Origin of the sequence: Embleya sp. NPDC005575, from assembly GCF_040605455.1 — a bacterium.
GTDB lineage: Bacteria > Actinomycetota > Actinomycetes > Streptomycetales > Streptomycetaceae > Embleya.
Window position 1 is genome coordinate 21,941 of sequence record NZ_JBEXCV010000033.1, and the last position, 26,966, is coordinate 48,906.

A 26,966-nucleotide genomic window follows, 5' to 3' on the forward strand; every position below is an offset into this window, starting at 1 on the left:
GGGACCCCCGCCCACGAGCGATGTCGCGATCGGGCTCCGAACCCGCCGCGGCACCGGTGTCGGCCGGGCCCGACAAGGCCGTACGGGGGTCCCGGCCGGAACGGATGCTCTAGGGTTCGTCCTGTCCCGAGGAGGAGGTCAGGGTTGTTCTACCGGCTGATGAAGATGATCGTCGGCCCCGTATTGAGGCTCTTCTTCCGCCCCTGGGTGGAGGGTGAGGAGCACATCCCGGATCGGGGCCCGGCGATTCTGGCGAGCAACCATCTCTCGTTCTCGGACTCCTTCTTCCTGCCCGTCGTGGTCCCGCGGCGGATCACCTTTTTGGCGAAGTCGGACTACTTCACCGGACGCGGCGTCAAGGGCCGGCTCACCGCCGCGTTCTTCAAGGGCGTCGGCCAACTCCCCGTGGACCGCACCGGCGGACGGGCCAGTGAAGCCGCGCTGAACGCCGGTCTCAAGGTGCTGCACGAGGAGCACCTGTTCGGCATCTATCCCGAGGGCACCCGCTCCCCGGACGGCCGGCTGTACCGGGGCAAGACCGGGATCGCCCGGCTCGCGCTGGAGTCGCACGCGCCGGTGATCCCGGTGGCGATGATCGACACCGAGAAGATCCAGCCGCCCGGCAAGATCGTGCCCAAGGTGATGCGGGTGGGGATCAAGGTCGGCGAGCCGCTGGACTTCTCCCGCTACGAGGGAATGGAGGACGACCGCTTCATCCTGCGCGCGATCACCGACGAGATCATGTACGCGCTGATGGAGTTGTCCGGCCAGGAGTACGTCGACGTGTACGCGGCCGACGCGAAGAAGCGCATCGACGAGGCGCGCAAGCAGGCGGCCAAGGCGGCCGACGAGACGGCGGACGCCGCCGAACCGGACGCCGGCGCCGGGCCCGCGCCGAACGACGAATCGGGCGGTTCCGGCCGACCCGCCGCCTGACCGGGCGCAGCCGGCACATCCTGGGGGTTCACGACGTGGGGGTCGAACAGTCGCTCTGGCGGGCACTCACGGTCTTTCGGGTGCTCGCGCTGTGCTACGCGGTGGTGCGCTTCGCCCAGGTCGCGGACGACTACCGCTATCCGGCCGGCGGGTGGGCCATCATGGCGCTGCTCACCATCTGGACGGCGGCGACCGCGTACGGCTTCCGCAGCCCCACGTTCCGCGCGCCGCCGCTGCTGATCATCGACGTGTGCGTGGCGGTCAGCTGCGTGCTGGCCACCCGCTGGCTGGACGATCCGGAGCGGGTCGCCCAGGGCACCATGACGCTGCCCACCGTGTGGGCCTCGGCGCCGGTGCTGGCCTGCGCGATCAAGGGCGGCTGGCGCACCGGTGCGCCGGCCGCGCTCGCGATCGGCGCCTCCAACGTGGCCGAACGCGGCGCGCTGACCGCCGACAACCAGCACAACACCGTGTTGCTGCTGCTCGCCGGCGGCGCGGTCGGCTATGTGGTGCAGATCGCCCGGGTCAGCGAGCAGGCGCTGGCCCGGGCGCTGCAGCTGGAGGCGGCCACGCGCGAGCGGGAGCGGTTGGCCCGGGACATCCACGACAGCGTGCTCCAGGTGCTCGCCCTGGTCCAGCGCCGCGGGGCCGAGATCGGCGGCGACGCGGCGAGCCTGGGCAAGCTGGCCGGCGAGCAGGAGGTGGCGCTGCGGCAGCTGATCTCGGCGACGCCCGCCCGGGTGGAGTCGGCCGACCTGCCCGGCTCCGGGGAGGACGGCGATCCGGCTCGACAGGATCTGCGGGTGCTTCTGGGCGCCTTCGCCGGGGCGCGGGTGACCGTGTCCGCGCCGGGTACGCCGGTCTTGCTGCCGACCCCGGCGGCGCGCGAGGTGACCGCGGCCGTCGCGGCGGCCCTGGACAATGTGCGCCGGCACGCGGGCGAGCAGGCCAACGCGTGGATCCTGGTGGAGGACGAACCGGACGAGATCGTGGTCAGCGTCCGGGACGACGGCCCGGGGATGGCCCCGGGCCGGCTGGAGGCGGCCCGGGCCCAGGGCCGGTTGGGCGTGGCCCAGTCGATCGAGGGCCGGGTGCGCGATCTCGGCGGCAGCGTGGTGTGGTCGTCGGTGACGGGAGAGGGCACCGAGTTGGAGTTCCGGGTGCCGAGGCAGGGGAGCGGATGAGCGACACGAGTACACCCACACCGACGGCCGAACCGGCCCCGACACCGCTCAAGGTTCTGGTCGTCGACGATCACCCGATGTGGCGCGAGGCGGTGGCCCGCGACCTCGCGGCGGCCGGTTACGACGTGGTCGCCACCGCCGGGGATGGCCCCGAGGCAGTTCGCCGGGCCCGGGCGACCTCGCCGAACGTTGTGATCCTGGACCTGCACCTGCCCAAGCTGCCGGGCGTTGAGGTCGCCCGCGAACTGGTCCGGCACGACCGGTCGGTGCGGATCCTGGTGCTGTCCGCCAGCGGTGAGCAGGAGGACGTGCTGGAGGCGGTCAAGGCGGGTGCGACCGGATACCTGGTCAAGTCGGCGAGCCGCGAGGAACTGGTCGACGCGGTGGGCCGGACCGCGGTCGGGGATCCGGTGTTCACCCCCGGGCTGGCCGGCCTGGTGCTCGGCGAGTTCCGCCGGATGGCCACCGACCCGCCACGCAAGGACGCGGACAAGGGCCCGGCCGCGCCGCGGCTGACCGATCGGGAGACCGAGGTGCTGCGGATGGTCGCCAAAGGCCTGTCCTACAAGCAGATCGCCCAGCGGTTGTTCCTGTCCCACCGCACGGTGCAGAACCACGTGCAGAACACCTTGAACAAGCTGCAACTGCACAACCGGGTGGAACTCGTGCGCTACGCGATCGAGAAGGGCCTGGACGACTAGACGCCCCGCATACGTCCGGCCCGGATCCGGGTCGATCGATCCGATCAAGTCGGGTACCTCGAACGGGTGGTGGGAAGAGTCGAGGTGGCTTCTCGCACCGGTAGCGTGGGCCGCGAATCGTGCCGGACGGAAGAAATCGGAGATTTCGATGCGTGTCGGAGTACTGACCGGCGGCGGCGACTGCCCGGGCCTGAACGCGGTGATCCGGGCGGTCGTCCGCAAGGGCGTCCAGGACTACGGGTACGACTTCATCGGCTTTCGGGACGGCTGGCGGGGGCCGCTCGAGGGCGACACCATGCCGCTGGACGTCAAGGCCGTACGCGGCATCCTGCCGCGCGGCGGAACCATCCTGGGCTCGTCCCGGACCAACCCGATCAAGGTCGACCGCGGCATCGAGCGAATCCGGGAGAACCTGGCCAAGTTCGAGGTGGACGCGCTCGTGGCGATCGGCGGCGAGGACACCCTCGGCGTCGCGACCCGCCTGCACGAGCACGACGTCAAGGTCGTCGGTGTGCCCAAGACCATCGACAACGACCTCAACGCGACCGACTACACCTTCGGATTCGACACCGCGGTCAACATCGCCACCGAGGCGATCGACCGGCTGCACACCACCGCCGAATCGCACCGCCGGGTGCTGATCGTCGAGGTGATGGGCCGGCACGCGGGCTGGATCGCGATCCACTCCGGGATGGCCGGGGGCGCGAACGTGATCCTGATCCCCGAGCAGAACTTCGACGTCGAAGAGGTCTGCGGTTGGGTGGACAGCCGCTTCCGGACCAACTACGCGCCGATCATCGTGGTCGCCGAGGGCGCCATCCCGCTGGCCGGCCAGATGGTCACCAAGGACCGGACGCTGGACGCGTTCGGCCACGTCAAGCTGTCCGGCATCGGCGACTGGCTGGCCTCGGAGATCGAGAAGCGCACCGGCCACGAGGCGCGCACCACCGTGCTCGGCCACGTGCAGCGCGGCGGTACGCCCACCGCGTTCGACCGGTGGCTGGCCACCCGGTTCGGCTTCCACGCGATCGACGCGGTCAACGCGGGCGACTGGGGCAGGATGGTCGCGCTGCGCGGTACGGAGGTGGTGACCGTGCCGCTGGAGGCGGCGACCCGCGAGCTCAAGACCGTGCCGGCCGCCCTGTACGACGAGGCGAAGGTGCTGTTCGGCTGATCCGCGAGCACGGATGACGCCGGGTCAGGCGTCGGGCCCGAGCTCGGTCCCGACGCTCTGCCGGCGGTTCCTGCGCGCGAAGTGCACGACCGTCCCGCCGATGCCGGCCAGCACGACCCAGACCACGACGGTGGCGACGGTGAGCGGGTCGTCATTGTCCTCCTTGCGCTGCTCGGCCGCCGAGTCCGGGGCGGTCGGCGGCAGTTCGGGCCGCAGCCGGGGAGCGCCGGTCGGGGCGCCGGGATTGGGCACGTGGAACACCTGGAAGTCGCTGCGGGAGACGAGTCGGGCCGGTACCTGGCCCGGGAGGCCGCCGCCGGCCAGCACCGCGAGGTCGCCGCCGGCCACCGGGGAGCCGGCCGGGATCGACACCCGGATCGCGATGGTCGCCAACTCACCGGGCGGCAACGGACGTTGCTCGTCCCAGGGCTTCGGCGCCAGGGTCCCGGACAGGTGCGCGCTGCGACCGTTCGCGGGATCGGTGAGCACCTTGAGTTCGACCGGGTTCCAGCCCGGTAGGTAGGTGTCGTACGCCTCGACCACGAGTTGCCCGGGCGTGATCGGTGACTGTCCCGTGGTGAAGATCAACTCCGGTCGCACCCCGGGGATGACCCGGTCGGTGTCGTTGGAGAGGGTGAGCCGGAACTCGGCGGCGCCACCGCCCGCCTGCAACCAGCCGGGCACGCCGGTCAGCGCGAACGTCGCACCGGCGCCCCGCCGCTGGGTCGGCAACACCTTCGCGATGCCGCCCATCCGGTCCGGTGCCGCGTCGGGTACGGACGGGGCGTGGGTCCGGTCGGTGGGCGGCGGACGGGTGGGCAGTCCGCCGTCCGGGCCGAGCAGCATCGTCTCGACGGAGATGCCGTAGCTGGGGTGCGCCTCGCCGTCGGTGACGGGAGCACGGAGTCCGGGATTGACGCCGACCGTCACGAACTGCGCCGGGACGTTCGCCGCGATCGAGAACCGCACCCGGATCTCGACCGACGCGCCCGGTGCCGGACTTGAGGTCTTGCCACGTCCACCGGGGAGCGACAACGGCACAAGGGCGTTCGAATCCAGGGGGGTGAGCGCCCAGGTTCCCCGGGTCGGGTCGAGCATCTCCACCCGGACCTGGTCGGGGGCGATCCGGCGATCCCCGGTGATCGACAACATCGCGGCCATGGGCACCGCGGTCGGCTCCGTGTTGCGCAGCTTCGCGGTGACCTCGACGGGGGTGGCGGGCCGGATCCGGTCCGGCAACCCGGTCAGCTCGACCTGTCGAACCTCCTCCGACCCTTGGTCCGCGGAGGGATCGGGAACCGGCGTGGCGATCGCGAGCGGCGACCCGAACAGCACGAGTAAGGCCGTCGAGGCGAGACAGCGGCGCAGGCGCATGCGGGGTACCCGTCGTAGGAAGGAGCGTGCTCGACCGTTGGTGCGAACGGCCGGAGCCTACCGGGCGGTACGCGCCGGCCCCCACCCATATATGAGGCGCGGGCCGGTCGCCGGTACCCGGCTCAGGAGCCGTGCCGATCGCCCGCGCGGCGCAGTCGGATCACCGGGATGTCCCGCTCGGTTTTGTGCTGATAGCTCTCGTAGGGCGGGAACACCTCGACCAGGTGCGGCCACACCCGCGCCTTCTCCTCGGGGGAGAGCGTCTCCGCGATCGCGGCGAACCGCTCGGTCTCCACGCGGAGTCGCACCTGCGGGTTGGCGGTCAGGTTCAGGTACCACAGCGGGTGGTGGTCCGAGCCGCCGAGCGAGGCCACGATCAGGTAGTCCTCGCCGTCGCGTCCGTAGATCAGCACGCTGCGGTGCCAGACGCCGCTCTTGCGGCCCAGCGTGTCCAGGAGCAGGCACGGCGCGCCCCGCATCGTGATGCCCTTGGTGCCGTCGGACTCCTCGTAGAGCCGGGCCTGGTCGGCAACCCATTTGGTCGGACTGGGGCTTGCGTCGAGCTCGGACATCCGTGCCTCCGGGGGATGAGTTCGGGTGATCCGAGTCACTCTAGTGTCGCCCGGCCGGGCGATCGGGCAGGCCGGGGCGAACACGCGCGGCGGTGCGTCCGGGCCGCGCGCGCCTCGGCCAGCGCGGTCAGGCGGGCGTTCCAGGGGGCCGCGTGGGTGGCCCCGATACCGCGCGCGCACTGGTTGGTGGCGGCGAACACGAAGGTCTCCATGGCCTCTTTGGAGACCGTCCGCCAGCAGGCGAACCGGTCCGCCCACGAGGCCGCCTGTTCGGCGGTGTGTCCCTCGTCCATCAGCCGGCTGGCCACGAGCGTGACCTCGATCCATGCCGGGCCCCGGGCGGGCTGGGCCCAGTCGACCAGGTAGGCCCGGGGGACCCGATCGCCGATCAGCACGTTGTGCGGATGCAGATCGGTGTGCAACAAGCTTTCGCCGCGCAGGAGTTGCAGCTGACGGCTGGTCAACAGCGAGCGCCAGCGCTCCTCGATCCGCGGGAGCGGCAGATCGCGGACGGCGACCCGGCCCAGCCGGCGCAGCGCGTCCGCGACCAGCGGCAGATCCGCGGTGCCGGGCGCGAAGTCGGCGTGCCGGCCGACGATGTGGTCGAATCCCAGGAGTACCCAGTCGTCCAGCCGCACCTCCCAGCGCAGCCGCGGCGACACGGTGCCCACGTGCGGGGCGACCCGGGCCTCCACCCGCTGCTGCGGGACCGCCGGGTGATCGCGCGGGACACCCTTGACGAAGTAGCGGGACCGCTCGGTGGTCACGATGGCGGCGAACTTGCAGTTGAATCCGGCCCACACCGTGGCGACGGCCAGCACGCGTCCCGCACACCGTTCGACCGCGGCGCGCGCGTCCGTGGGCAGTTCGTCCCAGCGGGTGCGCGGCGCCGTATGGAAGTGCGGCGGCGGGAGCGGCGGATCAGCCATCGGCTTCCGGTGGTGACGGTGGCAGCGGGCGCGGCCCGCCGAAGGTCACTCCGCACTTGCGGCAACGTTTGCGACCGCTCCAGTCGACGGGGTCGTGCGGCGGACAATCGGAGCCCACGGGAACCCCCTCCACTGGAACCGGTCAACGAACGGGGTCGAGCATCCTCCGTCGCACCGTGGCGAGCAACGCGATTATGGTCGCACGCCGGTGCGACGCCGGGGCCGGTGCGGGCCGGGCGCCCGGCCCGGCTTCGAGCACCGCGCCCGGGCCGTGCGCCCGGCCGTTTCGGACCGGGCGCGGCGGCGCGTTCGGGAGCGGACCTCACAGTCCGGCGAGCAACTCCCGGACGATGCTCAGGCCGTTGTGGGTGAGCACCGACTCCGGGTGGAACTGCACGCCCGCGAGCCGCATCCGGCTCGACCGCAGCGCGTGCACCCGGCCGCTCTCCGGATCCGCGGCGAACTCGACGTTGGGCACGCCGCCGACCGGCCGCACCGCCGCGAACGCGTTGTAGAAGCCGACCTGCTCCGGCCGGCCGAAGAAGTCGATCCCGACCTGCTTGCCCTGATACGGCCGTGCCTTGCGGATCAGGTCCAGGCCCAGTTCGCGGGCCAGCAGCTGGTGTCCCAGGCAGACCGCGAGCAGCGGCCCACTCGCGTCCAGGCGGGTCCGCAGCAGCGCATCCATCAGCCGGATCTTGCGGTGCGCCGCGTCCCGGGGATCACCCGGTCCCGGGCCGAGCACGACCAGCTCGGCGGTACGCACCCGCCGCGAGGTGACGTCGTCGTACGAGCGGACCTCCACGTGCAGGCCGAGCGTGCGCAGCACGTGGGCGAGCATCGCGGTGAAGGTGTCCTCACCGTCCACCACGAGCACCTGCCGGCCCGCCAGTTCCGGAGCGCGCAGCGCGCTCTCGTCCCGCGGCCGGAGCCAAAACGGCGCGAGCGCGCTGTTGCGCGCGGCCAACAACGCGCCCACCTCGGGATCGGCGGCGAGCGTCGCGCCCGTGGTGTGTTCGGCGGCGGGCACCACACCGAGCGCGGCCAGTACCCCGGCCGCCTTCGCGTGCGTCTCGGCGACCTCGTGCTCGGGGGTGGAGTGCCGGACCAGGGTGGCGCCCGCGGGCACCCGCAGATCGCCGTCGGGCGTGATGTACGCGGTCCGGATCAGGATCGGCGCGTCCAGCGTGCGCCGGCCCTCGTCGTCGCGCCCGATCAGCGCGAGCACGCCCGAGTAGTAGCCGCGCCCGGTCGGCTCGTGCCGGCGGATCACCCGGCACGCGTTCTCCAGCGGACTCCCGGTCACCGTCGGCGCGAACATGGTGCCGCGCAGCACCGCGGCGACGTCGTGCGAGGTGGTCCCGCGCAGCAGGTACTCGGTGTGGGTGAGGTGGCCCATCGGCTTGAGGAACGGGCCTTCGACCGCGCCGCCGAGGTCGCACACCGCGCTCATCATCTTGAGTTCCTCGTCGACCACCATGAACAGCTCGTCGATCTCCTTGGGATCACGCAAAAACGCCAGCAGTCCCTCGCGCGAGGGCCCCTCGGCCGGATGCCGGTAGGTCCCGCTGATCGGGTTCATCACCACCTCGCCGCCCACCGAGCTGACGTGCCGCTCCGGGCTCGCGCCGACCAGGGTGAGGTCGCCGGTGTGGATCAGATACGTCCAGTAGGCGCCGCTCTCCCGGGTCAGCAGCCGGTGCAGCAGGGTGCCCGCCGAGGCCGGCGTGTACCCCTCGATGTGATCGCGGTAGTCGCGCCGGATGACGAAGTTGGCGCCCTCGCCGGTGCCGATCTCGTCCTGGATCACCCGCTTGACGATGGTGGCGTAGGTCTCGTCGTCCACGTCGAAGCCGCCGCCGCGCAGCGCGACCGGCACCTGCGGCAGCGCCGCCTGCACCTCGTCCAGCGGCAGCCGTAGTTGTGCGGTGACTTTCAGGCAGCGCAGCGGGGTGCCGTCCTCGTGGCACTCGAAGCCGCGCTCGCGGATCTGCGCGTACGGCACCAGGGCGAGCAATTCGTGGCCGGGGCCGCCCTCGGCCGGCAGCGGGAGGTCGGCGAGGTCGCGCACGTCGACGATCTCGCCGGTGAGCAACTCGACCTCGGACGAGTGCTCGCGGCGGATCAGCGCGAAGGGCGGCGGGGTGTCGGAGAACAGCGGGGACAGGGCGTCGGCGGTGCGCATGGGTGCTCCTCGGTCGGGAAGAGACGCCCTCCCGACCGGGCGATCCGCCGGTTGTCACTCTCGTTCGGGGAGGAGGTCCACCCGTCCGGGAAAAACAAAGGGCCGCCCTGCCGGGCGGCCGTCGGATCGTCGAGGTGATCGCGAAGTCAGTGGGCCGCCGCAGGGACGGGCCACCAGGAACTCCGATGGAAGCTGATCGCGATCACGGCCGCACTCTATCGGGCGGGCCGAGTCGGCGTCTCGCTCTCCGGGCGGTGGACTCAATCGGGTTGCCACTCCGCTTAGTCTTGAACGGTGACCCTGAACGACATCGAATCCTGGCGTACCCTCCCGGCGGCCCAACAGCCCGAGTGGCCGGACAACGAGGCCCTGGGCTCCGCCCTCGCGGACCTCCGTTCCTATCCGCCGCTCGTCTTCGCCGGCGAGTGCGACCAGCTTCGTGGTCGGCTCGCGTCGGTGGCGCAGGGCGAAGCGTTCCTGCTCCAGGGCGGCGACTGCGCGGAGACCTTCTCCGGCAACACCGCCGACGCGATCAAGAACAAGCTCAAGACCCTGCTTCAGATGGCCGTCGTGCTGACCTACGCCGCCTCCGTGCCGGTGGTCAAGGTCGGTCGGATGGCCGGGCAGTACTCCAAGCCGCGCTCCAGCGGCATGGAGACCCGCGACGGGGTGACCCTGCCGTCCTACCGGGGCGACGCGGTCAACGAGCTGGCCTTCACCGAGGCCGCGCGCACGCCGGACCCCGAGCGGCTCAAGCGCATGTACCACTCGTCCTCCGCGACGCTGAACCTGGTCCGTGCGTTCACCACGGGCGGCTACGCGGACCTGCGCCAGGTGCACGCCTGGAACCAGGACTTCGTGGCACTGTCGCCCTCGGGCGAGCGCTACGAACGGCTCGCGGCCGAGATCGACGGCGCGATGCGCTTCATGCACGCGTGCGGGACCGACCCCGAGGAATTCCGCACCGTGGAGTTCTACGCCAGCCACGAGGCGCTGATCCTGGACTACGAGGACGCGCTGACCCGGGTGGACTCGCGCACCGGCGACCTGTACGACGTGTCCGGCCACATGGTCTGGATCGGCGAGCGCACCCGGCAGCTGGACGGCGCGCACGTGGAGTTCGCGTCCCGGATCCGCAACCCGATCGGCGTCAAGCTCGGCCCGACCACCTCGCCCGAGGACGCGCTCGCGCTGATCGACAAGCTGGACCCGAACCGCGATCCGGGCCGGTTGACCTTCATCGTGCGCATGGGCGCGGGCAAGGTCCGGGACAACCTCCCGGCTTTGGTGGAGAAGGTGGCCGCGGCCGGTGCGCAGCCGGTGTGGGTCTCCGACCCGATGCACGGCAACACGTTCGAGGCGTCCAGCGGGCACAAGACCCGCCGCTTCGACGACGTCCTGGACGAGGTCAAGGGCTTCTTCGAGGTGCACCGCGCGCTCGGCACCCACCCGGGCGGCATCCACGTCGAACTCACCGGCGACGACGTCACCGAGTGTGTGGGCGGCGGCGACGAGATCTTCGTCGACGACCTGCACCAGCGCTACGAGACGGCGTGCGACCCGCGGCTCAACCGCAGCCAGTCGCTCGACCTCGCGTTCCTGGTCGCGGAGATGTACCGAAAGAGCTGACCCGGCTTCACCGCGATCGCCGAAGGGTGGACCCTCCCGGGGGCCCGCCCTTCGGCGCGTCTGGAATGCTGCCGGTATGACCTTCACGGACCTGCGCAGCGACACCGTCACCAAGCCCGGCCCCGCGATGCGCGCGGCGATGGCCGATGCCGAGGTCGGCGACGACGTATACGCCGAGGACCCGACCGTGCGGGCACTGGAGGAGTACGTCGCCGACCTGTTCGGGCACTCCTTCGCGCTGTTCGCGCCGACCGGGGTGATGGCCAATCAGCTCGCGGTGCGGATGTCCGTGCCGGCGGGCGGTGAACTGGTCCTGGACGCCGACGCGCACATCGTGGCGCACGAGGACGCGGCGGCGGCCTGGCACGGCGGCATCCAGACCCGGACCACGCTCAGCCCGCGCGGCCTGCTGGAGGTCGCCGATCTGGCCCGGCTGATCCGGGTCGGCAACCCGTACACCGTGGGCACCCACATGGTCGCGGTCGAGCAGACGCACAACCGGGGCGGCGGCTCGGTCTATCCGCTGGAGCAGCTGACCGCGATTCGCGACCTGGTGCACGGGCACGACCTGCCGCTGCACTGCGACGGCGCGCGGATCTGGAACGCGCACGTGGCGACCGGCACGCCGCTACGGGCGTATGGGGCGCTGTTCGACACGCTCAGCGTGTGTCTGTCCAAGGGCCTGGGCGCGCCGGCCGGGTCGGTGGTGTTGCTGCCCGCCGAGTGCGAGGCCGAGGCGCGTCGGATGCGGCACCGGATGGGCGGCGGGCTGCGCCAGGCGGGCATCCTGGCGGCGGGCGGGCTGTACGCGCTGAAGCACCACGTCGAGCGGCTGGCCGAGGACCACGAGCACGCGCGGGAGTTGGCCGATCTGCTGCGCGATGCGGGCTTCGCGGTGGTCGACCCGGAGACCAACATCGTGTTGGTCGAGCTGGGGGAGGGGCAGCCGAACGCGGCCGCGGTGGCGGAGCGCTGCCGGGCGGAGGGGGTGCTGGTGTCGGCGTTCGGGCCCCGGCTGATCCGGCTGGTCACCCACATGGATGTGGACGCGGCCGGATGCGAGCGCGCTGCGGCGGCGATCACGCAGGCGGCGAAGGGCTGAGCGAAGGGCACGGTCGGGCGGCGCCGGCTCGGGCGGTGGTGGGCTCAGGCGGCGCTGTGTCGGCGCAGCGGGACCACGTTGTCGGGCACGGCCGAGGCGGCGACGGCGGCCGTGACCTTGGGCATCGGCAGGGCGACCGGTTCGGCGGCGGGGGTGGCGGTGGGAGTGCCGGTGCAGGCGGTCGCGCAGGTCTCGGCCTCGCCGCACAGCTCGCGACGCCGGCGGCGCGACTCGTCGCGGGGCAACATCGCGGTGATGCTCTTGACGCAGCGGCCGCAGTCGGTGCCGGCTCCGCCGCAGGACTGGGCTATCTCACGCATGGTGCGCGCGCCATCGGCTATTCGGTCGTTCACCTGTTTGTCGGTGACACCGAAACACATGCAGACGTACACGGAGAATTTCCCCCCAGCGGCGAGGTCACTTAGGTAAGGGTAACCTCAGCGCTCGCCGGGGGGAATACCGGGTGATCGGTGACACAATCCAGCCGGTTGTCCGGGCTGGAAGCACGGTGTCCGTAGTGTCTGCGGTGTCCGTGCCGTGGGAGTGCCCCGACTCGCCGGTCAGCTCTCGTTCGGCTGCTTGAGCAGGCCCGCGATGTAGAGCTGCTCGCCGACCTCGGAGAGCAGGGCGAGCTGCGTCTCCAGGTAGTCGACGTGCTCTTCCTCGTCGGCCAGGATGTCCTCGAAGATGTTGGCCGAGGTCGCGTCGCCCTTCTCGCGCATCAACGGGATGCCGCGCCGCAGCCGCTCGACGGCCTCCATCTCGACCGCCAGGTCGGCGCGGAACATCTCCTCCAGGTTCTGGCCGATCCGCAGCGCGTTCAGCCGCTGGTAGTTCGGCAGGCCCTCCAGCATCAGGATGCGGTCGGTCAGCCGCTCCGCGTGCTTCATCTCGTCGATGGACTCGTGGCGGGTCCAGGCCGCGAGCTTGATGTAGCCGCGGTGCTCCTGCATCTTCGCGTGCAGGAAGTATTGGTTGATCGCGGTGAGCTCCGCCGTGAGCTGTTCGTTCAGGAGCTCGATGATCTGCGGGTCACTGTGCATCGCGACGCACCTTCCGATGTGGGTGGGACACAGGAGAACTCCGAGTGCGCATGAGGCAGGAGTTTTCTCACGAATCCTGTCACTTTTGGTAGTGCATCCGCCACGAAGGGCAGCCTTGCCTTGCAATGTCGAACATGTACCCGCGCACCGCGCGAGGGCGGTCGGGTTCCGGGACGCCGATCGCGGATCACGCACGGTGACCGCCGAAGGGCCTCGGGCCGGGCAGGGGCGGTCGTGAGTTGGGCGGGGCGTCTGGGACCATGTGAGGTATGGGGCATACGGAAGCGGCACAAGGTGGGACCGAGGCTCCGGACCGCGATCCGCGACTTCCGCCGGGCCAGCGCCTCCAGCGCGGATGGCCCGTTCTGCACTATGGACCGGTCCCGCGGTTCAAGCCCGAGATATGGGACTTTCGCGTCTTCGGCGCGACCGCCTCGGGGGACAAGCACTGCTGGAACTACGACGAGTTCTCGGCGCTGCCGCACGACACCGTCATCGCCGACTTCCACTGCGTGACCAAGTTCAGCATGCTCGGCAACGAGTGGAGCGGGCTGACCATCGCGAAGCTGTTGGAGATCGCCCCGCCCGCCCCCGAGGTCACCCACGCGATGGTGTGGGCGGAGTACGGCTTCAGCTCGAACCTGCGGATGTTCGACTTCGCGAACGACCAGACCATCCTGGCCACCCACCACAACGGCGAGCCGCTGACCGCCGAGCACGGCTTCCCGGTCCGGCTGATCGTGCCGCACCTGTACGCCTGGAAGGGCCCCAAGTGGGTGCGCGGGATCGAGTACATGGTGGCCGACAAGCGCGGCTTCTGGGAGGAGCGGGGCTACCACAACATCGGTGACCCGTGGCAGGAGCAGCGCTACTCGTACCAGGAGGAGAGCGGTGAGGGGCCGGCGCTGACCTGAGCCGCCCCAAACGCCGCGCCCCGGACGTACGAAGGCCCCACCCGAGCGAATCGGAGTGGGGCCTTCGCACGTGCCGCGCCGGAGCGGGACCGCGCCTAGAAGTTCGAGATGAACACCTCGCTGTTGCGCTTGACCATCGAGCCCGCCGCCGGGTCCTGCCTGCCGACGTTGGCCGGGATCAGCGGGATCATCCGGTTGTTCACCCGCAGCCCGGCGGCCTGGAGTGCCCGACCCGCGTCGTCCGGGTTCATCCCGGTCACCGGCGGGACCTGGACCAGGTCCGGGCCCTTGGACAGCACCACGGTGATCTTGGTGCCGAAGGGCACGGTCGCGTTGGTGCCCGGGGTGGACGACATGATCCGGCCGACCGGCACGGTGTCCGAGAACTGCGGGGTCGGATCCGCCTCGACGGTGACCCCGGTCGCGGGCTGGAACCTGGCCTTGGCCTCGTTGATCTCCAGCCCGGTCAGGTCCGGCACCACGGTGTCCGGGCCCCGGCTGATCACGAGGGAGACCACGCTGTCCCGCTGGAGCTGCTCGCCGACGGTCGGCTGGCTGCTCACCACGGTGCCGGGCGGCTTGGGGCTCGCCACCCGTGTCTCGGTGCCCGGCTTCAACGCCGCGTCGACCAGCGCCTTCCTGGCGTCCTCCAGCTTGAGGTTCACCAGGGCCGGCACCACGTGCCGCTCGGGGCCCTTGGACAGCTTGACCTTGACCGTCGAGCCGCTGAGCACGTTCTTGCCGGGAGCCGGGTCGGTGGACATGACCGAGTCCTTGGCGATCGTCTCGCTGAACTCTCCGTCGCCGTCGTAGGCCACCTTGAGGTCGGCCGCCTTGAGTCGCTTCTCCGCCTCGGCCCGGGTCATGTTCAGCACACCCGGTACGTCGGAGTACCGACCCGAGCCGTACCACCACGCGCCGCCACCGATCGCGGCGGCGACCAGCAGCACGATGGCGAGCACGATCATCCCGCGCGAGGGCCCGCGTCGACGCCGCCGGCCCGGCAGCCCGGGCTGCTGCGGATAGCCGCCTCCGGCGGTGCCTGCCGGAGGCGCCTCGGCGGCCGGCGCGTACTCGTGGTGCTCCGCCGGATAGGGGTCGCCGTACGCCCCGCCGCCGTAGCGCGCCTGTTCGTCCTGGGTCGAGTCCACGCTCAGCCCGAGCGGCGCCAGGTGCGGCGGCAACAGCACTTCGCCCGCCCGGAACACGCTCGTGGCGTTGTCGTGGAGCGGCTCGGGCGGCGGCGGCAGTCGCAGCGCCGCGCCGAAGTCCAGTTCCGCGTCCGGCATCGCGTGCCGGGTTCGGCGGACCAGGGTGAGCAGCGTCTCGGCGTCGTTCGGCCGGTGTTCCGGGTCGCGCACGGTTGCCGCGCGCACCAGCGTGTCCAGCGTGTGCGACAGACCCGGCACCGCGAGCGAAGGCGGCGGCACGTCCGCGTGCACGTGCTTGTAGATCACCTCGACGGCGGTCGCACCGTGGTGCGGCTGCCGGCCGGTGAGCATCTCGTAGAGCACCACGCCCGCCGCGTACACGTCCGAGCGCGGGGTGGACTCGCCGCGCTCGACCTGCTCGGGGGCGAGGTAGGCGACGGTGCCGACCAGGACCTTGCCGGTCGCGGCGGTGGCGGTCGTGGTGGTGGCGCGGGCCAGCCCGAAGTCGCCGAGCTTGATCCCGCCGTCGTCGGAGATCAGCACGTTCTCCGGCTTGACGTCGCGGTGCACGAAGCCTGCCCGGTGCGCGGCGGAGAGTGCGGCCAGCATCGGCTCCAGCACCCCGAACGCCTCGCGCGGGGTCATGTTGCCCAGGTCCTGGAGCAGCTCGCGCAGCGTGCGGCCCTCGACGTACTCCATCGCCAGGTACGCGACGGCGCCGTCGGTGCCCTGGTCGAAGACGTTGACCACGTTGGGATGCGACAGCCGCGCCGCGGCCTTCGCCTCCAGGATGAAGCGGCGGGTGAACTCGGGGTCCTGGGCGAGCCCGGCATGCATCACCTTGAGGGCGACGGTGCGGTCGAGTCGGGTGTCGAGAGCCCGGTACACCGTGGCCATGCCACCCGCGGCAACTCGGGCATCGACCCGGTATCGACCGTCGAGCAGCCGCCCGACGAGCGGATCGTTCAAGGTCGTGTCCATGTTCAGGAGTGTAGGGTCCACTGCTTTGTGGACGCCGACGGTCTTCCCCATGGTTCCCCGCCCACAGGCCTGTGTACAGGCTCAGAAGGCGGGATGCTCGGGGCCGGCCTCCAGCATGCCGGCCATCGGTGACGACGCGTGCGCATGGTGCCGCATCGGAATCCGCCCGGCTCGGTACGCCAGCCTGCCGCCGTCCACCGCGTGCCGCATCGCCTCGGCCATCAACTGCGGCGACTGCGCGCGAGTGACCGCCGTCGCCAGCATCACCGCGTCGCAGCCCAGCTCCATCGCGAGCGCCGCGTCGGAGGCGGTGCCCAGACCCGCGTCCAGCACCACCGGGACCTCAGCCTGCTCGGTGATCAGCCGGATGTTGTGCGGGTTGCGGATGCCCAGGCCCGAGCCGATCGGCGAACCGAGTGGCATAACCGCTGCGCAGCCCACCTGTTCGAGCCGGCGCGCGAGCACCGGGTCGTCGTTGGTGTAGGCCAGCACCCGGAAGCCGTCGTCGACCAGCCGTTCGGCGGCGTCCACGAGCTCCACCCCGTCCGGCAGCAACGTGCGTTCGTCGGCCACCACTTCGAGCTTGACCCAGTCGGTCTCCAGCGCCTCGCGGGCCAACCGTGCGGTCAGCACCGCCTCGCCCGAGGTGAAGCACCCGGCGGTGTTCGGCAACACCCGGATGCCCAACCGGCGCAGCACGTCCAGCACCGAGCCGGCGGTCCCGGGGTCCACCCGGCGCATCGCCACCGTGGTGATCTCGGTGCCCGACGCGATCAGCGCCTGTTCCAGGATCTCCAGGCTCGGCGCGCCGCCGGTCCCGGTGATCAGCCGCGAGGTGAAGGACTCGCCGGCGATCACCAGCTTGTCGTCCTTGTCGTCCTTGTCGTCGGCCATGCCGTCATCCTCCCTGGACGGCGGTCAATACCTCGACGCGACTGCCCGCGTCGAGCACGGTCCGGGCCCACGCCCCGCGCGGCACCACCGACTCGTCCACCGCGACCGCGACGCCCTTGGCTGCGGTGGTCAGCGTGGCCACGAGTTCGGCGACGGTGGTGCCGGTCGCGACATGGCGCCGGTCACCGTTGACGCGGACCTCGATGTCGTTCATGCCATCACCTTCCGGGCGGCGGTCGCGAAGCGGTCGGGCCCGAAGGGCGCGACGAGTTCGGGGGTGGTGCCGTGTGCGAGGACCTCGGCCACGGTGTCGGCGGTGATCGGGGTGAGCAGGATGCCGTGCCGGTAGTGGCCGGTCGCCACCACCAGGCCGGGCAGCGCGGAGCGGCCAATGATCGGCGCGTTGTCCGGGCTGCCGGGGCGCAGCCCGGCGAGCGTCTCGACCAGCGGCAGCTCGGTGATGCCGGGGACGAGTTCGTGCGCGTCGCGCAGGAGTTCGTACACGCCGCCCGCGGTCACCTCGGTGTCGTGGCCGAGTTCGTGCTCGGTCGCGCCGATCACCAGTTCGCCGTCCGCGCGCGGGACCAGGTACATGCTGCCGCCCTTGACCACGCCCCGGACGTTGCGGGACAGCAGCGGCAGCAGCGCCGGCGGCACCTTCAGTCGCAGGATCTCGCCCTTGACCGGCCGCACCGGCGGGATCGCCTCGGGGGGCAGGCCCGGGACGAGCGCCGAGCGGCAGCCCGCCGCGAGCAGCACCTGATCGGCGATCAGGTCGCGTCCGCCGGCCGTTCGCACGCCGTGCGCGCGCTCGCCGGCGACCAGGATCCGCTCGACGCTCTCGCGCACGAAGACGACGCCGGCCCGCGCGCAGGCCACGAGCAGTGCCGCGACCAGCCGGCGGTTGTCGATCTGGTGGTCGTCCTCGACGTGCAGGCCGCCGGTGATCGCCGGGGACAACATCGGTTCGAGCCGACGGCACTCGCGGCTGGTCAGCCACGACGACTGCAAACCGAGCCGCTGCTGATAGGCGTGCAGGTCCTTGAGTACGGCCCGGTCGTCCGCGTCCAGCGCGACCGCGATCGTGCCGCATGCGTGGTAACCCGAGGGCAGGTCCGCGGCCTCGGTCAGTTCGGCCGCGAACTCGGGGTAGCGCCGCGCCGATTCGATACTCAGCCGGAGCAGGCTCTCCTCGCCGTACTGGAGTTCGGAGACGGGGGTGAGCATGCCGGCCGCGGCGTGCGAGGCACCCCGGCCCGGGGCCGGATCGACGACGGTGACCGTGAGCCCGTACCGGGTGCGCGCGCGCCAGGCGACAGACAGTCCGACGACTCCCGCGCCGACCACGACGACGTCGGTGGGGTGCTCGGACATGGTGGGGCTCGACATGGTGAGAGGAACTCCCTTCGCCGGTATGACCCGGATCAGGTTCGGACGGTCGGGGGCTCGCAGCCCCCCTCTCAGCCCGGTCTCACCGGGCTCCCGTGACCTCTCCACACTACGACACCGGTTTCGGGTGTCCCGGGGGCGCCCGAGTGCGCCGAGATGTCCTTGACTGAGTCAAGACCCTGCTCGTCGGCGGCGCCGAGTCGCGTCATAGGGTGCCCTGCATGGACAACGTGCTCGTCGTGGGTGCCGGCATGGCCGGCCTGCAAACCGTGGTGGCGCTGCGGGACCAGGGGTACACCGGTCGCGTCACCCTGCTCGGGGCCGAGGCGCACGCGCCGTACGACCGCCCGCCGCTGTCGAAGGAGGTGCTCGCCGGCAAGACCGACGACACCTCCTTCGAGGCGGACTGGGCCGCACTGGAGACCGAGGTGCTGTTCGGCCGGACCGCGACCGGACTGCGCCCGGGCGCGGTGGACACCGACGCGGGGCCGATCGCCTTCGATCGATTGGTGATCGCGACCGGCTCGCGTGTGCTCGACCTGCCCGGCGCGGCCGAGGTTCCCGGCGTGCACGTGCTGCGCACCATCGACGACGCCCGCGCGCTGCGCGCCGCACTGGTGCCCGGCGCGCACGTGGTGATCGTCGGCGCGGGCTGGGTCGGCGCCGAGGTGGCCACCGCCGCGGCCGCGGCCGGCTGCCCGACCACCGTGGTCGAGGCCCTGCACACCCCGCTCGCCGGACCCTTCCCGAACGCCGTCGGTGAGCGGTTCGTGCCGTGGTACGCCGAGGCCGGCGTGGAACTGCTGCTGGGCGCGCGGGTGGACCGCCTGGAGGCGGGCGCGGTGCACCTGACCGACGGCCGACGGCTGCCCGCCGACGCGGTCGTGGTCGGCATCGGGGTGCGCCCGGCAACCGAGTGGCTGGCGGGCTCCGACGTGGTCCGCAACGAGCGCGGCTTCGTCGAGGTGGACGAGCACCTGGCCACCTCGGTGCCCGGGGTGTACGCGGTCGGCGACTGCGTGGACTTCCCGTCCGCCCGGTACGGCACCCGGATGAACGTCGAGCACTGGGACAACGCGCTCCAGGCACCGCGCGTGCTGGTGGCCAACCTGCTCGGCGGCGACCAGGCGTACGACCCGGTCCCCTACTTCTGGTCCGACCAGTTCGGCCGGATGGTCCAGTACGTGGGCCGGCACGGCGGGAGCGACGAACTGGTCTTCCGGGGCGCGGACGAGGACGGCAAGTGGACCGCGGGCTGGTTCGCCGACGACCGGCTGGTGGCGCTGCTCGCCGTGGGCCGGCCGCGCGACCTGGCCCAGGGCCGCAAGCTCGTGCAACTGGGCACCCCGGTGGATCGGGAGCGGTTCGTCGACCCGGAGAACCCGCTCAAGTCGGTCGCGCGCTGACCACCACTCGCCCGCCCCACCTCCGGGCGCCGGCGGCCGGCACCGGATGCGGAACCTAAACTTGGCCGGGTGAGCGAGATCGACGCCAAAACAGAAGCCCTCGTCCCCGCCTGGGTGACACTCCCCGACATCGCCGAGATCCTCGGCGTGGACATCCTGAAGGTCCGCCAGCAGCTCAAGGAGCGCAAGTTCCTGGCCGTGCGCCGCGGCGAGCACCGGGCCCTTCAGGTGCCCGCCGACTTCTTCCAGGGCGGCAACATCGTCAAGGGCCTGGTCGGCACGCTGACCCTGCTCGCGGACTCGGGCTTCACCGACGAGGAGGCGCTGGAGTGGCTGTTCACTCCGGACGACACGCTCCCGGGCACGCCGGTGCAGGCGCTGCAGGAGAACCGGATGACCGAGGTGCGTCGCCGCGCCCAGGCACTGGCGATCTGAGGCCGCGCGGATGACGAGCCGTCAGGAACGGTTGGCCGCCGCCCGTCTGTACCTGTGCACCGACGCCCGGGAGCGCCAGGGCGACCTGCCCGCGTTCCTGGACGCGGTGCTGGGCGCGGGCGTGGACATCGTGCAGCTGCGGCAGAAGGGCTTGGAGGCCCGCCCCGAACTCGCATACCTGGAGGTGTTCGCGGACGCCTGCCGCCGGCACGGCACGCTGCTCGCGGTCAACGACCGCGCGGACGTCGCGCACACGATCGGCCCCGACGTACTGCACCTGGGCCAGGACGACCTGCCGGTCCCGGCGGCGCGCGCGATCGTCGGCGGCGACGTGCTGATCGGCCGATCCACGCACGCCGAGGCCGAGGTGGACGCGGCGATCGTCGAGCCCGGGGTGGACTACTTCTGCACCGGGCCGGTCTGGCCGACCCCGACCAAGCCGGGTCGACCCGCGCCGGGTCTGGACCTGGTCCGCTACACCGCCGCGCTGCGCCCGCCCCGGCCGTGGTTCGCGATCGGCGGCATCGACCTGGGCAACCTGGATCAGGTGCTGGACGCGGGCGCCGACCGCGTGGTGGTCGTACGCGCGATCACCGAGGCCGCGGACCCGGCCGAGGCCACGGCGGAATTCGTCCGGCGACTCGCCGGGCGCTGACCCGGAGTCCGGGTGTCGGGCCGAGGAACCGGGGGCTACGGCTCGGTCGCTCGGGCGGGTCGCGTGCCGTTGGAGTGCCCCGGTCGCCGGGATCGCCGGCGCACGGCGGTCGACGGTCGGGCCGGCCCGATGCCGGACATGTCCGGCAGGCGGCGGAACCTCGTCGTACTTGCGACCGTGCCGCCGCGCGGTGCCCGCCCGGGCGTGGTTCGGTCTGGGCCGATCGAGTGGTTGGCCCCGCGGATGGCGCATTCCGGCCGAACCGGGCGGAGTGAGCGGCCAGACTGCCGAGATGGACACACCCGACGTTCGTCTCCGTCCGGGGTCCGCAGAGGATGCCCGCGACCACGACCCGCCGCACCCCGCGACAACGCCGCTGATCCCCGGCCCCCGGCTCACCGCCGCCGAACGCCCCGCGCCCCGACCCAGGCACGCGGGCCCGGCATCGGACGGCGGCGGTGCGCTGCTGTTCCCACTGCTCGTGCTCGCCGCGATGATCGGCGGGATCTACCTGGTCGGCCGCAACCCGCCACAGGCGCTGTTCCACGCCGACCAGACACACGGCCCCCATCCCGCCCGGGGGCGGCCGGCCGAGTCGCAGCAGCCCCGGTCCGCGCCGGCCGGCCCGCCGTTCGTTGTCGCCGGCCCGCCCTCGGACGCCCGGCTAGACGCTGCGCACGGTGGCGGCGTCGGCCAACTCGCGCAGCACTTCGCGCGCGTCCTCGGCGATCGGCGCGCCGGCCAGGGCCGAGAGGGCCCGCTCGGTCAGTTCGGTGATCATCGTCTCGACATCGGCGAGGGCGCCGGTGTCCTCGATCACCACGCGCAGTTCCTTGACGCCGATGTCGCTCAGTCCCGGATCCCCGAGCAGCGTGTCCAGCACCTCGGCCTGGGCGCGGGAGGCCCGCTCGCCGGCGAGCGCGAGCAGTACGGTCCGCTTGCCCTCCCGCAGGTCGTCCCCGGCGGGCTTGCCGGTCCGTTCGGGATCGCCGAAGACGCCGAGCACGTCGTCACGCAGCTGGAACGCCTCACCCAGCGGCAGCCCGTACGCGGAGTAGGCGGCCAACGCGGCCTCGTCGGCGCCGGCCAGCGCGGCGCCCACGTGCAGGGGGCGCTCGATCGTGTACTTGGCGGACTTGAATCGCATCACGCGCCGTGAGCGCTCGACCGAGCCGCCGCCCATCGCCTGCTCCAGCACGTCGAGGTACTGACCCGCCATCACCTCGGTGCGCATCACGTCGAACAACGGCTTGGCCGCCCGCAGCGCCCGGTCCTCCACCCCGCTCGCGCCGAACATCTCGTCACACCAGGACAGACACAGGTCGCCGAGCAGGATGGCCGCAGCGGAGCCGAACGACTCGCCCGAGCCGACCCAGCCGCTCGTCCCGTGCAGGCCCTGGAACCGCCGGTGCACGGCGGGCTTGCCGCGCCGGGTGTCGCTGCTGTCCATCAGGTCGTCGTGGATCAGTGCGCTGGCCTGGAGCAACTCCAGCGCGGTGGCCGCGCGCACGATCGCCTCGTCCGGTGCCGCCGGGCCCGCGATGCCGCGCCATCCCCAGTAGCAGAAGCCGGGTCGCAGCCGCTTGCCGCCGTCGAGCACGAAGTCGTTCAGTGCCTCGGTGACCGGGACCATGCCCTCGCCCACCTCGGCGAGCACCTCGGCCTGGCGGTCCATGAACTCGCCGAGCGCGGCATTGATGCGCTGCCGCAGCCCATCCCGGTCCAGGGGGTGTACGGGGAAGGAATCGGCAGCCATGGAGTCTTCCGTCGAGGACGATGAAACGATGGGGAAATACGAGGAAGCCTAACTTGCGGCCCACTCGGCCATCCGGAGCAGTCCGGTCGTCTCGCCTTGTGGGAAGCCGTTCTCGCGGGTACGACCGCCCGATAGCCTGCGTACATGTCTCTCGGTGCCGCATCCACTCGCATCAGTCGAACCCCGGCCATTCGCGATCTGCTCGCGAACGGCACCCGGTCCTTCTCGTTCGAGTTCATGCCACCCAGGACGGAGCAGGGCACCCGCACCCTGTGGGACGCCATCCGTCGGGTCGAGGCGCTCGCGCCGACCTTCGTCTCGGTCACCTATGGCGCCGGCGGCTCCAGCCGGGGGCTGACCGTGGACACCACCGAGCGGATCGCCACCGAGACCACGCTCACCCCGGTGGGGCACCTCACCGCGGTCGGGCACTCGCGCGCCGAGCTGCGCAACATCATCGGGCAGTACGCCGACGCGGGCGTGCGTAACGTGCTCGCGCTGCGCGGCGACCCGCCGGGCGATGTGAAGGGCGAGTGGGTCGCCCACCCGGACGGCTTCACGTACGCGAGTGAGCTGGTGGAGCTGCTGCGCGCGTCCGGCGACTTCTGCGTGGGTGTGGCCGCGTTCCCGGAGATGCACCCGCGCTCGGCGAGCTGGGACGAGGACATCCGGCACTTCGTGGCCAAGTGCCGCGCGGGCGCCGACTACGCGATCACCCAGATGTTCTTCCGGGTCGAGGACTACCTGCGGCTGCGCGACCGGGTCGCGGCGGCCGGGTGCGACATCCCGATCATTCCCGAGGTGATGCCGGTCACCAGCCCGACCACGCTGGTGCGGGCGAACGAGCTGAGCGGCTGCTCGGTGCCGGCCGATTTGGCGGCGGCGGTCGAGGCGGCCGCGGACGACCGGGCGGCGGTGCGCGCGATCGGCGCGGAGTTCGCGACCCGGATGTCCGAGCGACTGCTCGCCGAGGGCGCGCCGGGGCTGCACTTCATCACCCTCAACCGATCCACGGCGACCACCGAGATCTACCAGAACCTCGGACTGCACGAACGATCGGGCGAAGGGCCGAACAACGGCTCGGGCGTGGCCGCGGGCGAAGGATTGGGCCAAGCCGGCTGATTCGGTTGGTTCCCGACGACGGTTCATCCTCCGATGCCGCAGCGCTAGGGTGAGGCAACGCGCCGGTAACGAAGGGATCGACCGTGCAGATCGGCCTGGTGGTGCTCTACATCCTGTTCGTGCCGATCGGACTGTGGCTGCTGACCGAGGTGCTGTGGCAGCACGGCGCACCGTTTCGCTACCGGGTGCTCGCCTTCGTCGGCTTCATCGGCGTGGCCGTGGGCGTGGGCATCAAGAACCCGGTGGTGGTCGGCATCGGGGTGTTCTGCTTCGCGGTCGGCCAGTTCCTGACCACGCGCTATGTGCGCAAGGCGTACCACCACGGCTGGACGGTCAGCGGCCGCCGCCCGAAGGGCCGCCGGGCCAAGGCCCGCTGAGGACACTGCCGGACCGGCCCTGGAACTACGCGCGCCCGATCAGCTCCGCCACCAGTGCCGCGGACATACCGACCCGGGTCAGACCACCGCCCGGGTGGGCGCTCGCACCGACCGAGAACAGGCCCGGTACGGCCGACCGGTTCGGCACTCGGCGCGGCGCGTTGCGCGGACCGTCGGCACCCGCGCCCGGCACCTCGCCGCCCGGGGCGCCGGTCTGCCCGGCCAGGTCGGCGGGGGTGCGCAGCACCGACCACAACACCCGGTCGCGCACGTCCAGGCCGCGGCGGGCGAGCAGGTCGAGCACGGTCGCCGAAAAGCCGTCCCGCCCGGCGGCCGCATCCCAGTCCATCGGGCCGTGTCGGGGCACGCGCAGCTGTACCGTCCACGCGCTGTGTCCCTCGGGGGCCAGCGTCTCGTCGTCCGGGGCCAATACGCACAGCGTGGGATCGGCCGGCGGCGTCGCCCGGTCGGCGAACAACGCGTCCGGTTCGCGCCCGGGGTCGTCCGCGAACAAATAGGTGCGGTGCGGTGTCCCCGGGGTGCGACCGCGCAGCGCGAGATGCAGTTCGAGCATTGCCGAGGAGGCCGGCACCCGGCCGGCCGCCGGAGCCTTCGGGCCCGGCAACAACCCGGCGGCCCCGGGGTCGATCGGCAGGTCGGTGATCACGATGTCGGCGTCGAGCCGGCCGCCGTCGGCGAACAGCACGCCGGACACCCGCCCGCCCGCGCGTTCGATCGCGGTCACCGCGGTGTCGGTGCGCACCTTCACCTTCCGCTGCACACAGCGCGCGTGCAGCGCCTCGGTCATCCGGTGCAGGCCCCCGCGCACCCACCACACCCCGAAGGTCTCCTCCAGATACGGCAGCGTGGCCAGCGTCGCGGGCGCCTTGCCGGGGTGGCAGCCCGCCTCGACGGCGAAGCGTTCGAGATGGGCGCGCAGCCGCGGGTCGCTCAGGTGGGCCCGACCGAGCGAGCGCAACGAGCGCCAGGGCGCGGTGGTGCGCAGGTCGGCCCGCCCGCCCGCGCTGCGCAGCCGCTCGGCCCGCCCGGCCGGATCGGCCAGGAGCGGCGCCTCGAAGAAGGTCTTGCGGGTGATGCCCCACATCTCGCCGGCCCGGTGCAGCAGCCGCTGCCAGTCGTCGCCCGCACCGGGCCCGAAGCCGGACTCGAACGCGTCGTGCGTCCCGGACCGGGACGCGTTGGGGATGTCGACGACGGTGCGCGGCCCGTTCGCGGCGGCGAAGGACTCCCGGGTGGGGGTGGTGACCGGGACCAGGTCCACGACGTCCTCGATCGCAGCGCCGGTCTTGAGGAACAGGTCGCGATAGACGGCCGGCAGCGTGAGCAGCCCCGGGCCGGTGGTGAAGGTGAAGCCGTCCCGGACGATCGACCCGGACGCCCCGCCGGTCGAGGAGGACCGTTCGCAGATCGTCACCTCGTGCCGAAGCGTGGCCAGCCGAGCGGCCACCGCCAATCCACCCATACCTGCGCCGACAACCACGATGCGTGCCACGGTGGCACAGCGTATATGCAGGTGAGGGGGATCAGGCCCGCCCCCCGGGCCTGATCCCCCTCACCTTCCCGCGACCGCTCCCCACGGTCCACGGGCCCACCCCCCAGCGGGTCACGATTGGTAAGACTCGCGACCCGGGCAGAGGGTTGTACGCGCGAGGAAAATTTCTTTCCATCGAATGCAACCCGGGTCGGAAATCGTGATCAAGACGGATATGGACGGCGATACTCGGGCCCGCTTCTGAGTATCCGTACGGATGTTCGCCGCCCGGGCCGACCCGGCACAGTGGTGGGCACGGGGAAGCGCCCACGGGAGTCTCGGGGGAGCGCCGTTCGGGGGAACGGCGGGGCGCGACGTCATCGGGATCGGCGCGAGGGGCGCCGGTCCCGATGGGCCGGCCGGCCGGGGGTCGTCGGGGCCGGCTCTGCCGATGGGGGCCGGCGGGGCCGGCGCCGGCCGACGACCCGCCGAGGTCGGGATCAGCCGGTGACCACCGCGATCAGCCGGGTGCCCGGGTCGAACGTGCCGCGCTCGGCGAGGGCGAACAGACCGAACAACATCTTGCCGACGTAGATCGGCTCGGGCGCGAAGTCGTGCCGGGCCGCGAAGTCGGCGAGGAACGTGTCCAGCTCCGGGCCGCGGCGGGCGTAGCCGCCGTGGTGGAAGCCGTGCTCCACGTGCCAGTTGTCGGTCGGCGCGCCGTATGTGCGCCGCTGGAGGTCGGCCACCTCGTCGGCGAGGAAGCCGCCCCCCAGCGCCGCGAAGCCGATCGCGCGCCGCCCGGGCGGCAGGCCCGCCGCGATGCCGGCCAGTGTGCCGCCGGTGCCCACCGCGACGCAGACCACGTCGAAGTCGTCGCCGAGCTCGGCGGGCAGTTCCGCGCAGCCGCGCACGGCGGCCTCGTTGCTGCCGCCCTCCGGGAGTACGTACGCGGGCCCGTGCTCGGCGAGCAGCCGATCGAGCACCTGCGGGGTGTGTTTGGCGCGGTAGGTGGCGCGGTCCACGAACACCAGCCGCATGCCGTGTTCGACGGCGAAGGCGAGCGACGGGTTGAGCGGGCGATCGGCGAGCTCCTCACCGCGCACCACGCCCACCGTGGCCAGTCCGAGCGCGTGGCCGGCCGCGGCGGTGGCCCGCAGGTGGTTGGAGTACGCGCCACCGAAGGTCAACAGCGTGCGCTGCCCCTGCCCGCGGGCCGCCGTCAGGTTGTGCTTCAGCTTGCGCCACTTGTTGCCCGACACCTCGGGGTGGATCAGGTCGTCCCGCTTGAGCGCGAGGCGCAGGCCGAGGGCGGTCAGTCGGGGATCGCACAGCTCGTGCAGCGGGGAGGGCAGACATGGGCGCACCCGGACAAGGGTGGCACGTCCGGTTGGTCCCCGGTGGTGTCGGTGTCGCCTGTCACGGTGGAAAGCGTGGGGAGCGACCCGCTCTCGACGACCGGCCCGGTGGACTCGAACATGCTCGAACATCACTCGAACACGACGGTTCGCCCGGGACTGCGGCAATGACGTTGACGTGGGTGGAGGAGAGAGCTTTACTGGCAA

Annotated in this window: 25 protein-coding genes and 1 riboswitch; of the genes, 12 read left to right on the top strand and 13 right to left on the bottom strand. The window is 71.9% G+C overall.

Features of this window, described 5'->3' with window-relative positions; translation table 11 throughout:
• The first annotated feature begins 144 nt into the window (after positions 1–144).
• The 4 genes from ABZS54_RS14230 to ABZS54_RS14245 all read left to right on the top strand — a co-directional run bounded on the left by ABZS54_RS14230 (position 145) and on the right by ABZS54_RS14245 (position 3,995).
• Entirely contained in the window at positions 145–936 is a 792-nt protein-coding gene (locus ABZS54_RS14230; protein WP_355534597.1) for a lysophospholipid acyltransferase family protein, read from the top strand.
• A gap of 35 nt (positions 937–971) precedes the next feature.
• Positions 972–2,120 carry a DUF5931 domain-containing protein gene (locus ABZS54_RS14235; RefSeq protein ID WP_355534599.1) on the top strand — a complete coding sequence of 383 codons (1,149 nt, stop codon included), beginning with the start codon at positions 972–974 and terminating at the stop codon, positions 2,118–2,120.
• Entirely contained in the window at positions 2,117–2,821 is a 705-nt protein-coding gene (locus ABZS54_RS14240; protein ID WP_355534601.1) for a response regulator transcription factor, read from the top strand. The genes ABZS54_RS14235 and ABZS54_RS14240 overlap by 4 nt, the downstream gene beginning before the upstream one ends.
• A 148-nt stretch (positions 2,822–2,969) precedes the next feature.
• Positions 2,970–3,995, top strand: a complete 1,026-nt coding sequence (locus ABZS54_RS14245) for a 6-phosphofructokinase (RefSeq protein WP_355534602.1) — start codon at positions 2,970–2,972, stop codon at positions 3,993–3,995.
• A gap of 24 nt (positions 3,996–4,019) precedes the next feature.
• Here the strand turns inward: ABZS54_RS14245 and ABZS54_RS14250 are convergent, their stop codons facing one another.
• The 4 genes from ABZS54_RS14250 to ABZS54_RS14265 all read right to left on the bottom strand — a co-directional run bounded on the left by ABZS54_RS14250 (position 4,020) and on the right by ABZS54_RS14265 (position 9,055).
• Positions 4,020–5,369, bottom strand: a complete 1,350-nt coding sequence (locus tag ABZS54_RS14250) for a hypothetical protein (protein WP_355534604.1) — start codon at positions 5,367–5,369, stop codon at positions 4,020–4,022.
• 122 nt (positions 5,370–5,491) lie between these two features.
• Positions 5,492–5,941, bottom strand: coding sequence for a nitroreductase family deazaflavin-dependent oxidoreductase (locus ABZS54_RS14255; RefSeq protein ID WP_355534606.1), 450 nt, complete (start codon positions 5,939–5,941; stop codon positions 5,492–5,494).
• 35 nt (positions 5,942–5,976) lie between these two features.
• A complete protein-coding gene (locus ABZS54_RS14260) occupies positions 5,977–6,870 on the bottom strand; it encodes a phosphotransferase (protein WP_355534607.1) in 894 nt (297 codons plus the stop codon).
• A gap of 322 nt (positions 6,871–7,192) precedes the next feature.
• Positions 7,193–9,055, bottom strand: coding sequence for an anthranilate synthase family protein (locus ABZS54_RS14265; protein WP_355534609.1), 1,863 nt, complete (start codon positions 9,053–9,055; stop codon positions 7,193–7,195).
• A gap of 294 nt (positions 9,056–9,349) precedes the next feature.
• On the opposite strand from ABZS54_RS14265, the gene ABZS54_RS14270 reads away from it, so the two are divergent.
• Together ABZS54_RS14270 and ABZS54_RS14275 are read left to right on the top strand one after the other, a co-directional pair.
• Complete coding sequence (locus ABZS54_RS14270) at positions 9,350–10,684, top strand: class II 3-deoxy-7-phosphoheptulonate synthase (protein ID WP_355534611.1); 1,335 nt, start codon at positions 9,350–9,352, stop codon at positions 10,682–10,684.
• Between the two features lie 76 nt (positions 10,685–10,760).
• Entirely contained in the window at positions 10,761–11,786 is a 1,026-nt protein-coding gene (locus tag ABZS54_RS14275) for a GntG family PLP-dependent aldolase (protein ID WP_355534613.1), read from the top strand.
• Between the two features lie 44 nt (positions 11,787–11,830).
• Here the strand turns inward: ABZS54_RS14275 and ABZS54_RS14280 are convergent, their stop codons facing one another.
• Both ABZS54_RS14280 and bfr read right to left on the bottom strand, forming a co-directional pair.
• Positions 11,831–12,166, bottom strand: coding sequence for a (2Fe-2S)-binding protein (locus ABZS54_RS14280; RefSeq protein WP_355534663.1), 336 nt, complete (start codon positions 12,164–12,166; stop codon positions 11,831–11,833).
• Between the two features lie 180 nt (positions 12,167–12,346).
• Positions 12,347–12,829: a bacterioferritin gene (gene bfr / locus ABZS54_RS14285; protein WP_355534615.1), complete on the bottom strand. Its 483-nt coding sequence runs from the start codon at positions 12,827–12,829 to the stop codon at positions 12,347–12,349.
• Between the two features lie 269 nt (positions 12,830–13,098).
• Between bfr and ABZS54_RS14290 the strand changes: the two genes are divergently transcribed.
• Positions 13,099–13,743 carry a sulfite oxidase-like oxidoreductase gene (locus ABZS54_RS14290; protein WP_355534617.1) on the top strand — a complete coding sequence of 215 codons (645 nt, stop codon included), beginning with the start codon at positions 13,099–13,101 and terminating at the stop codon, positions 13,741–13,743.
• A 95-nt stretch (positions 13,744–13,838) separates the two neighbouring features.
• Here the strand turns inward: ABZS54_RS14290 and pknB are convergent, their stop codons facing one another.
• From pknB to thiO, 4 genes are all read right to left on the bottom strand, one after another.
• Positions 13,839–15,875: a Stk1 family PASTA domain-containing Ser/Thr kinase gene (gene pknB / locus ABZS54_RS14295; RefSeq protein ID WP_355534619.1), complete on the bottom strand. Its 2,037-nt coding sequence runs from the start codon at positions 15,873–15,875 to the stop codon at positions 13,839–13,841.
• Between the two features lie 81 nt (positions 15,876–15,956).
• A complete protein-coding gene (locus ABZS54_RS14300) occupies positions 15,957–16,769 on the bottom strand; it encodes a thiazole synthase (protein ID WP_355534621.1) in 813 nt (270 codons plus the stop codon).
• Between the two features lie 4 nt (positions 16,770–16,773).
• Positions 16,774–16,983, bottom strand: coding sequence for a sulfur carrier protein ThiS (gene thiS / locus ABZS54_RS14305; RefSeq protein WP_355534623.1), 210 nt, complete (start codon positions 16,981–16,983; stop codon positions 16,774–16,776).
• A complete protein-coding gene (gene thiO, locus ABZS54_RS14310) occupies positions 16,980–18,158 on the bottom strand; it encodes a glycine oxidase ThiO (protein ID WP_355534625.1) in 1,179 nt (392 codons plus the stop codon). Before thiO ends, thiS begins: the two co-directional genes overlap by 4 nt.
• Positions 18,153–18,265: riboswitch (TPP riboswitch) on the bottom strand. Its footprint overlaps the gene before it by 6 nt.
• Before the next feature lie 114 nt (positions 18,266–18,379).
• Between thiO and ABZS54_RS14315 the strand changes: the two genes are divergently transcribed.
• From ABZS54_RS14315 to thiE, 3 genes are all read left to right on the top strand, one after another.
• Complete coding sequence (locus ABZS54_RS14315; protein ID WP_355534627.1) at positions 18,380–19,564, top strand: FAD-dependent oxidoreductase; 1,185 nt, start codon at positions 18,380–18,382, stop codon at positions 19,562–19,564.
• 69 nt (positions 19,565–19,633) lie between these two features.
• Positions 19,634–19,999 carry an Rv2175c family DNA-binding protein gene (locus ABZS54_RS14320; protein ID WP_026218743.1) on the top strand — a complete coding sequence of 122 codons (366 nt, stop codon included), beginning with the start codon at positions 19,634–19,636 and terminating at the stop codon, positions 19,997–19,999.
• 10 nt (positions 20,000–20,009) lie between these two features.
• The gene (gene thiE / locus ABZS54_RS14325) at positions 20,010–20,654 is read left to right on the top strand and encodes a thiamine phosphate synthase (RefSeq protein ID WP_355534629.1); all 645 of its coding nucleotides are present in this window, start codon (positions 20,010–20,012) and stop codon (positions 20,652–20,654) included.
• Positions 20,655–21,318: 664 nt separating this feature from the next.
• Here thiE and ABZS54_RS14330 read toward each other — a convergent pair.
• The gene (locus ABZS54_RS14330) at positions 21,319–22,410 is read right to left on the bottom strand and encodes a polyprenyl synthetase family protein (protein ID WP_355534631.1); all 1,092 of its coding nucleotides are present in this window, start codon (positions 22,408–22,410) and stop codon (positions 21,319–21,321) included.
• Between the two features lie 144 nt (positions 22,411–22,554).
• Here ABZS54_RS14330 and metF point away from each other — a divergent pair, with 144 nt between their 5' ends.
• The gene (metF, locus tag ABZS54_RS14335) at positions 22,555–23,532 is read left to right on the top strand and encodes a methylenetetrahydrofolate reductase [NAD(P)H] (RefSeq protein WP_355534633.1); all 978 of its coding nucleotides are present in this window, start codon (positions 22,555–22,557) and stop codon (positions 23,530–23,532) included.
• A gap of 83 nt (positions 23,533–23,615) precedes the next feature.
• Positions 23,616–23,909, top strand: coding sequence for a hypothetical protein (locus tag ABZS54_RS14340; protein WP_355534635.1), 294 nt, complete (start codon positions 23,616–23,618; stop codon positions 23,907–23,909).
• A gap of 25 nt (positions 23,910–23,934) precedes the next feature.
• Here ABZS54_RS14340 and ABZS54_RS14345 read toward each other — a convergent pair whose 3' ends face one another.
• Both ABZS54_RS14345 and ABZS54_RS14350 read right to left on the bottom strand, forming a co-directional pair.
• Positions 23,935–25,422 (bottom strand): FAD-dependent oxidoreductase, encoded by a 1,488-nt coding sequence (locus tag ABZS54_RS14345; protein ID WP_355534637.1) that lies wholly within the window; start codon positions 25,420–25,422, stop codon positions 23,935–23,937.
• A gap of 479 nt (positions 25,423–25,901) precedes the next feature.
• A complete protein-coding gene (locus ABZS54_RS14350; protein ID WP_355534639.1) occupies positions 25,902–26,768 on the bottom strand; it encodes a pyridoxal-phosphate dependent enzyme in 867 nt (288 codons plus the stop codon).
• Positions 26,769–26,966: the final 198 nt, after the last annotated feature.

Bases quoted from the DNA above. Each gene is read 5' to 3' on its own strand.
- thiO (WP_355534625.1), bottom strand. From the start codon at position 18,158: ATGTCGAGCCCCACCATGTCCGAGCACCCCACCGACGTCGTCGTGGTC.
- ABZS54_RS14300 (WP_355534621.1), bottom strand. From the start codon at position 16,769: ATGGCCGACGACAAGGACGACAAGGACGACAAGCTGGTGATCGCCGGC.
- ABZS54_RS14280 (WP_355534663.1), bottom strand. From the start codon at position 12,166: ATGTGTTTCGGTGTCACCGACAAACAGGTGAACGACCGAATAGCCGAT.
- ABZS54_RS14250 (WP_355534604.1), bottom strand. From the start codon at position 5,369: ATGCGCCTGCGCCGCTGTCTCGCCTCGACGGCCTTACTCGTGCTGTTC.
- ABZS54_RS14260 (WP_355534607.1), bottom strand. From the start codon at position 6,870: ATGGCTGATCCGCCGCTCCCGCCGCCGCACTTCCATACGGCGCCGCGC.
- ABZS54_RS14330 (WP_355534631.1), bottom strand. From the start codon at position 22,410: ATGGCTGCCGATTCCTTCCCCGTACACCCCCTGGACCGGGATGGGCTG.
- thiE (WP_355534629.1), top strand. From the start codon at position 20,010: ATGACGAGCCGTCAGGAACGGTTGGCCGCCGCCCGTCTGTACCTGTGC.
- ABZS54_RS14240 (WP_355534601.1), top strand. From the start codon at position 2,117: ATGAGCGACACGAGTACACCCACACCGACGGCCGAACCGGCCCCGACA.
- ABZS54_RS14290 (WP_355534617.1), top strand. From the start codon at position 13,099: ATGGGGCATACGGAAGCGGCACAAGGTGGGACCGAGGCTCCGGACCGC.
- ABZS54_RS14275 (WP_355534613.1), top strand. From the start codon at position 10,761: ATGACCTTCACGGACCTGCGCAGCGACACCGTCACCAAGCCCGGCCCC.
- ABZS54_RS14255 (WP_355534606.1), bottom strand. From the start codon at position 5,941: ATGTCCGAGCTCGACGCAAGCCCCAGTCCGACCAAATGGGTTGCCGAC.
- ABZS54_RS14245 (WP_355534602.1), top strand. From the start codon at position 2,970: ATGCGTGTCGGAGTACTGACCGGCGGCGGCGACTGCCCGGGCCTGAAC.
- ABZS54_RS14265 (WP_355534609.1), bottom strand. From the start codon at position 9,055: ATGCGCACCGCCGACGCCCTGTCCCCGCTGTTCTCCGACACCCCGCCG.
- ABZS54_RS14315 (WP_355534627.1), top strand. From the start codon at position 18,380: ATGGACAACGTGCTCGTCGTGGGTGCCGGCATGGCCGGCCTGCAAACC.
- bfr (WP_355534615.1), bottom strand. From the start codon at position 12,829: ATGCACAGTGACCCGCAGATCATCGAGCTCCTGAACGAACAGCTCACG.
- metF (WP_355534633.1), top strand. From the start codon at position 22,555: ATGTCTCTCGGTGCCGCATCCACTCGCATCAGTCGAACCCCGGCCATT.
- pknB (WP_355534619.1), bottom strand. From the start codon at position 15,875: ATGGACACGACCTTGAACGATCCGCTCGTCGGGCGGCTGCTCGACGGT.
- thiS (WP_355534623.1), bottom strand. From the start codon at position 16,983: ATGAACGACATCGAGGTCCGCGTCAACGGTGACCGGCGCCATGTCGCG.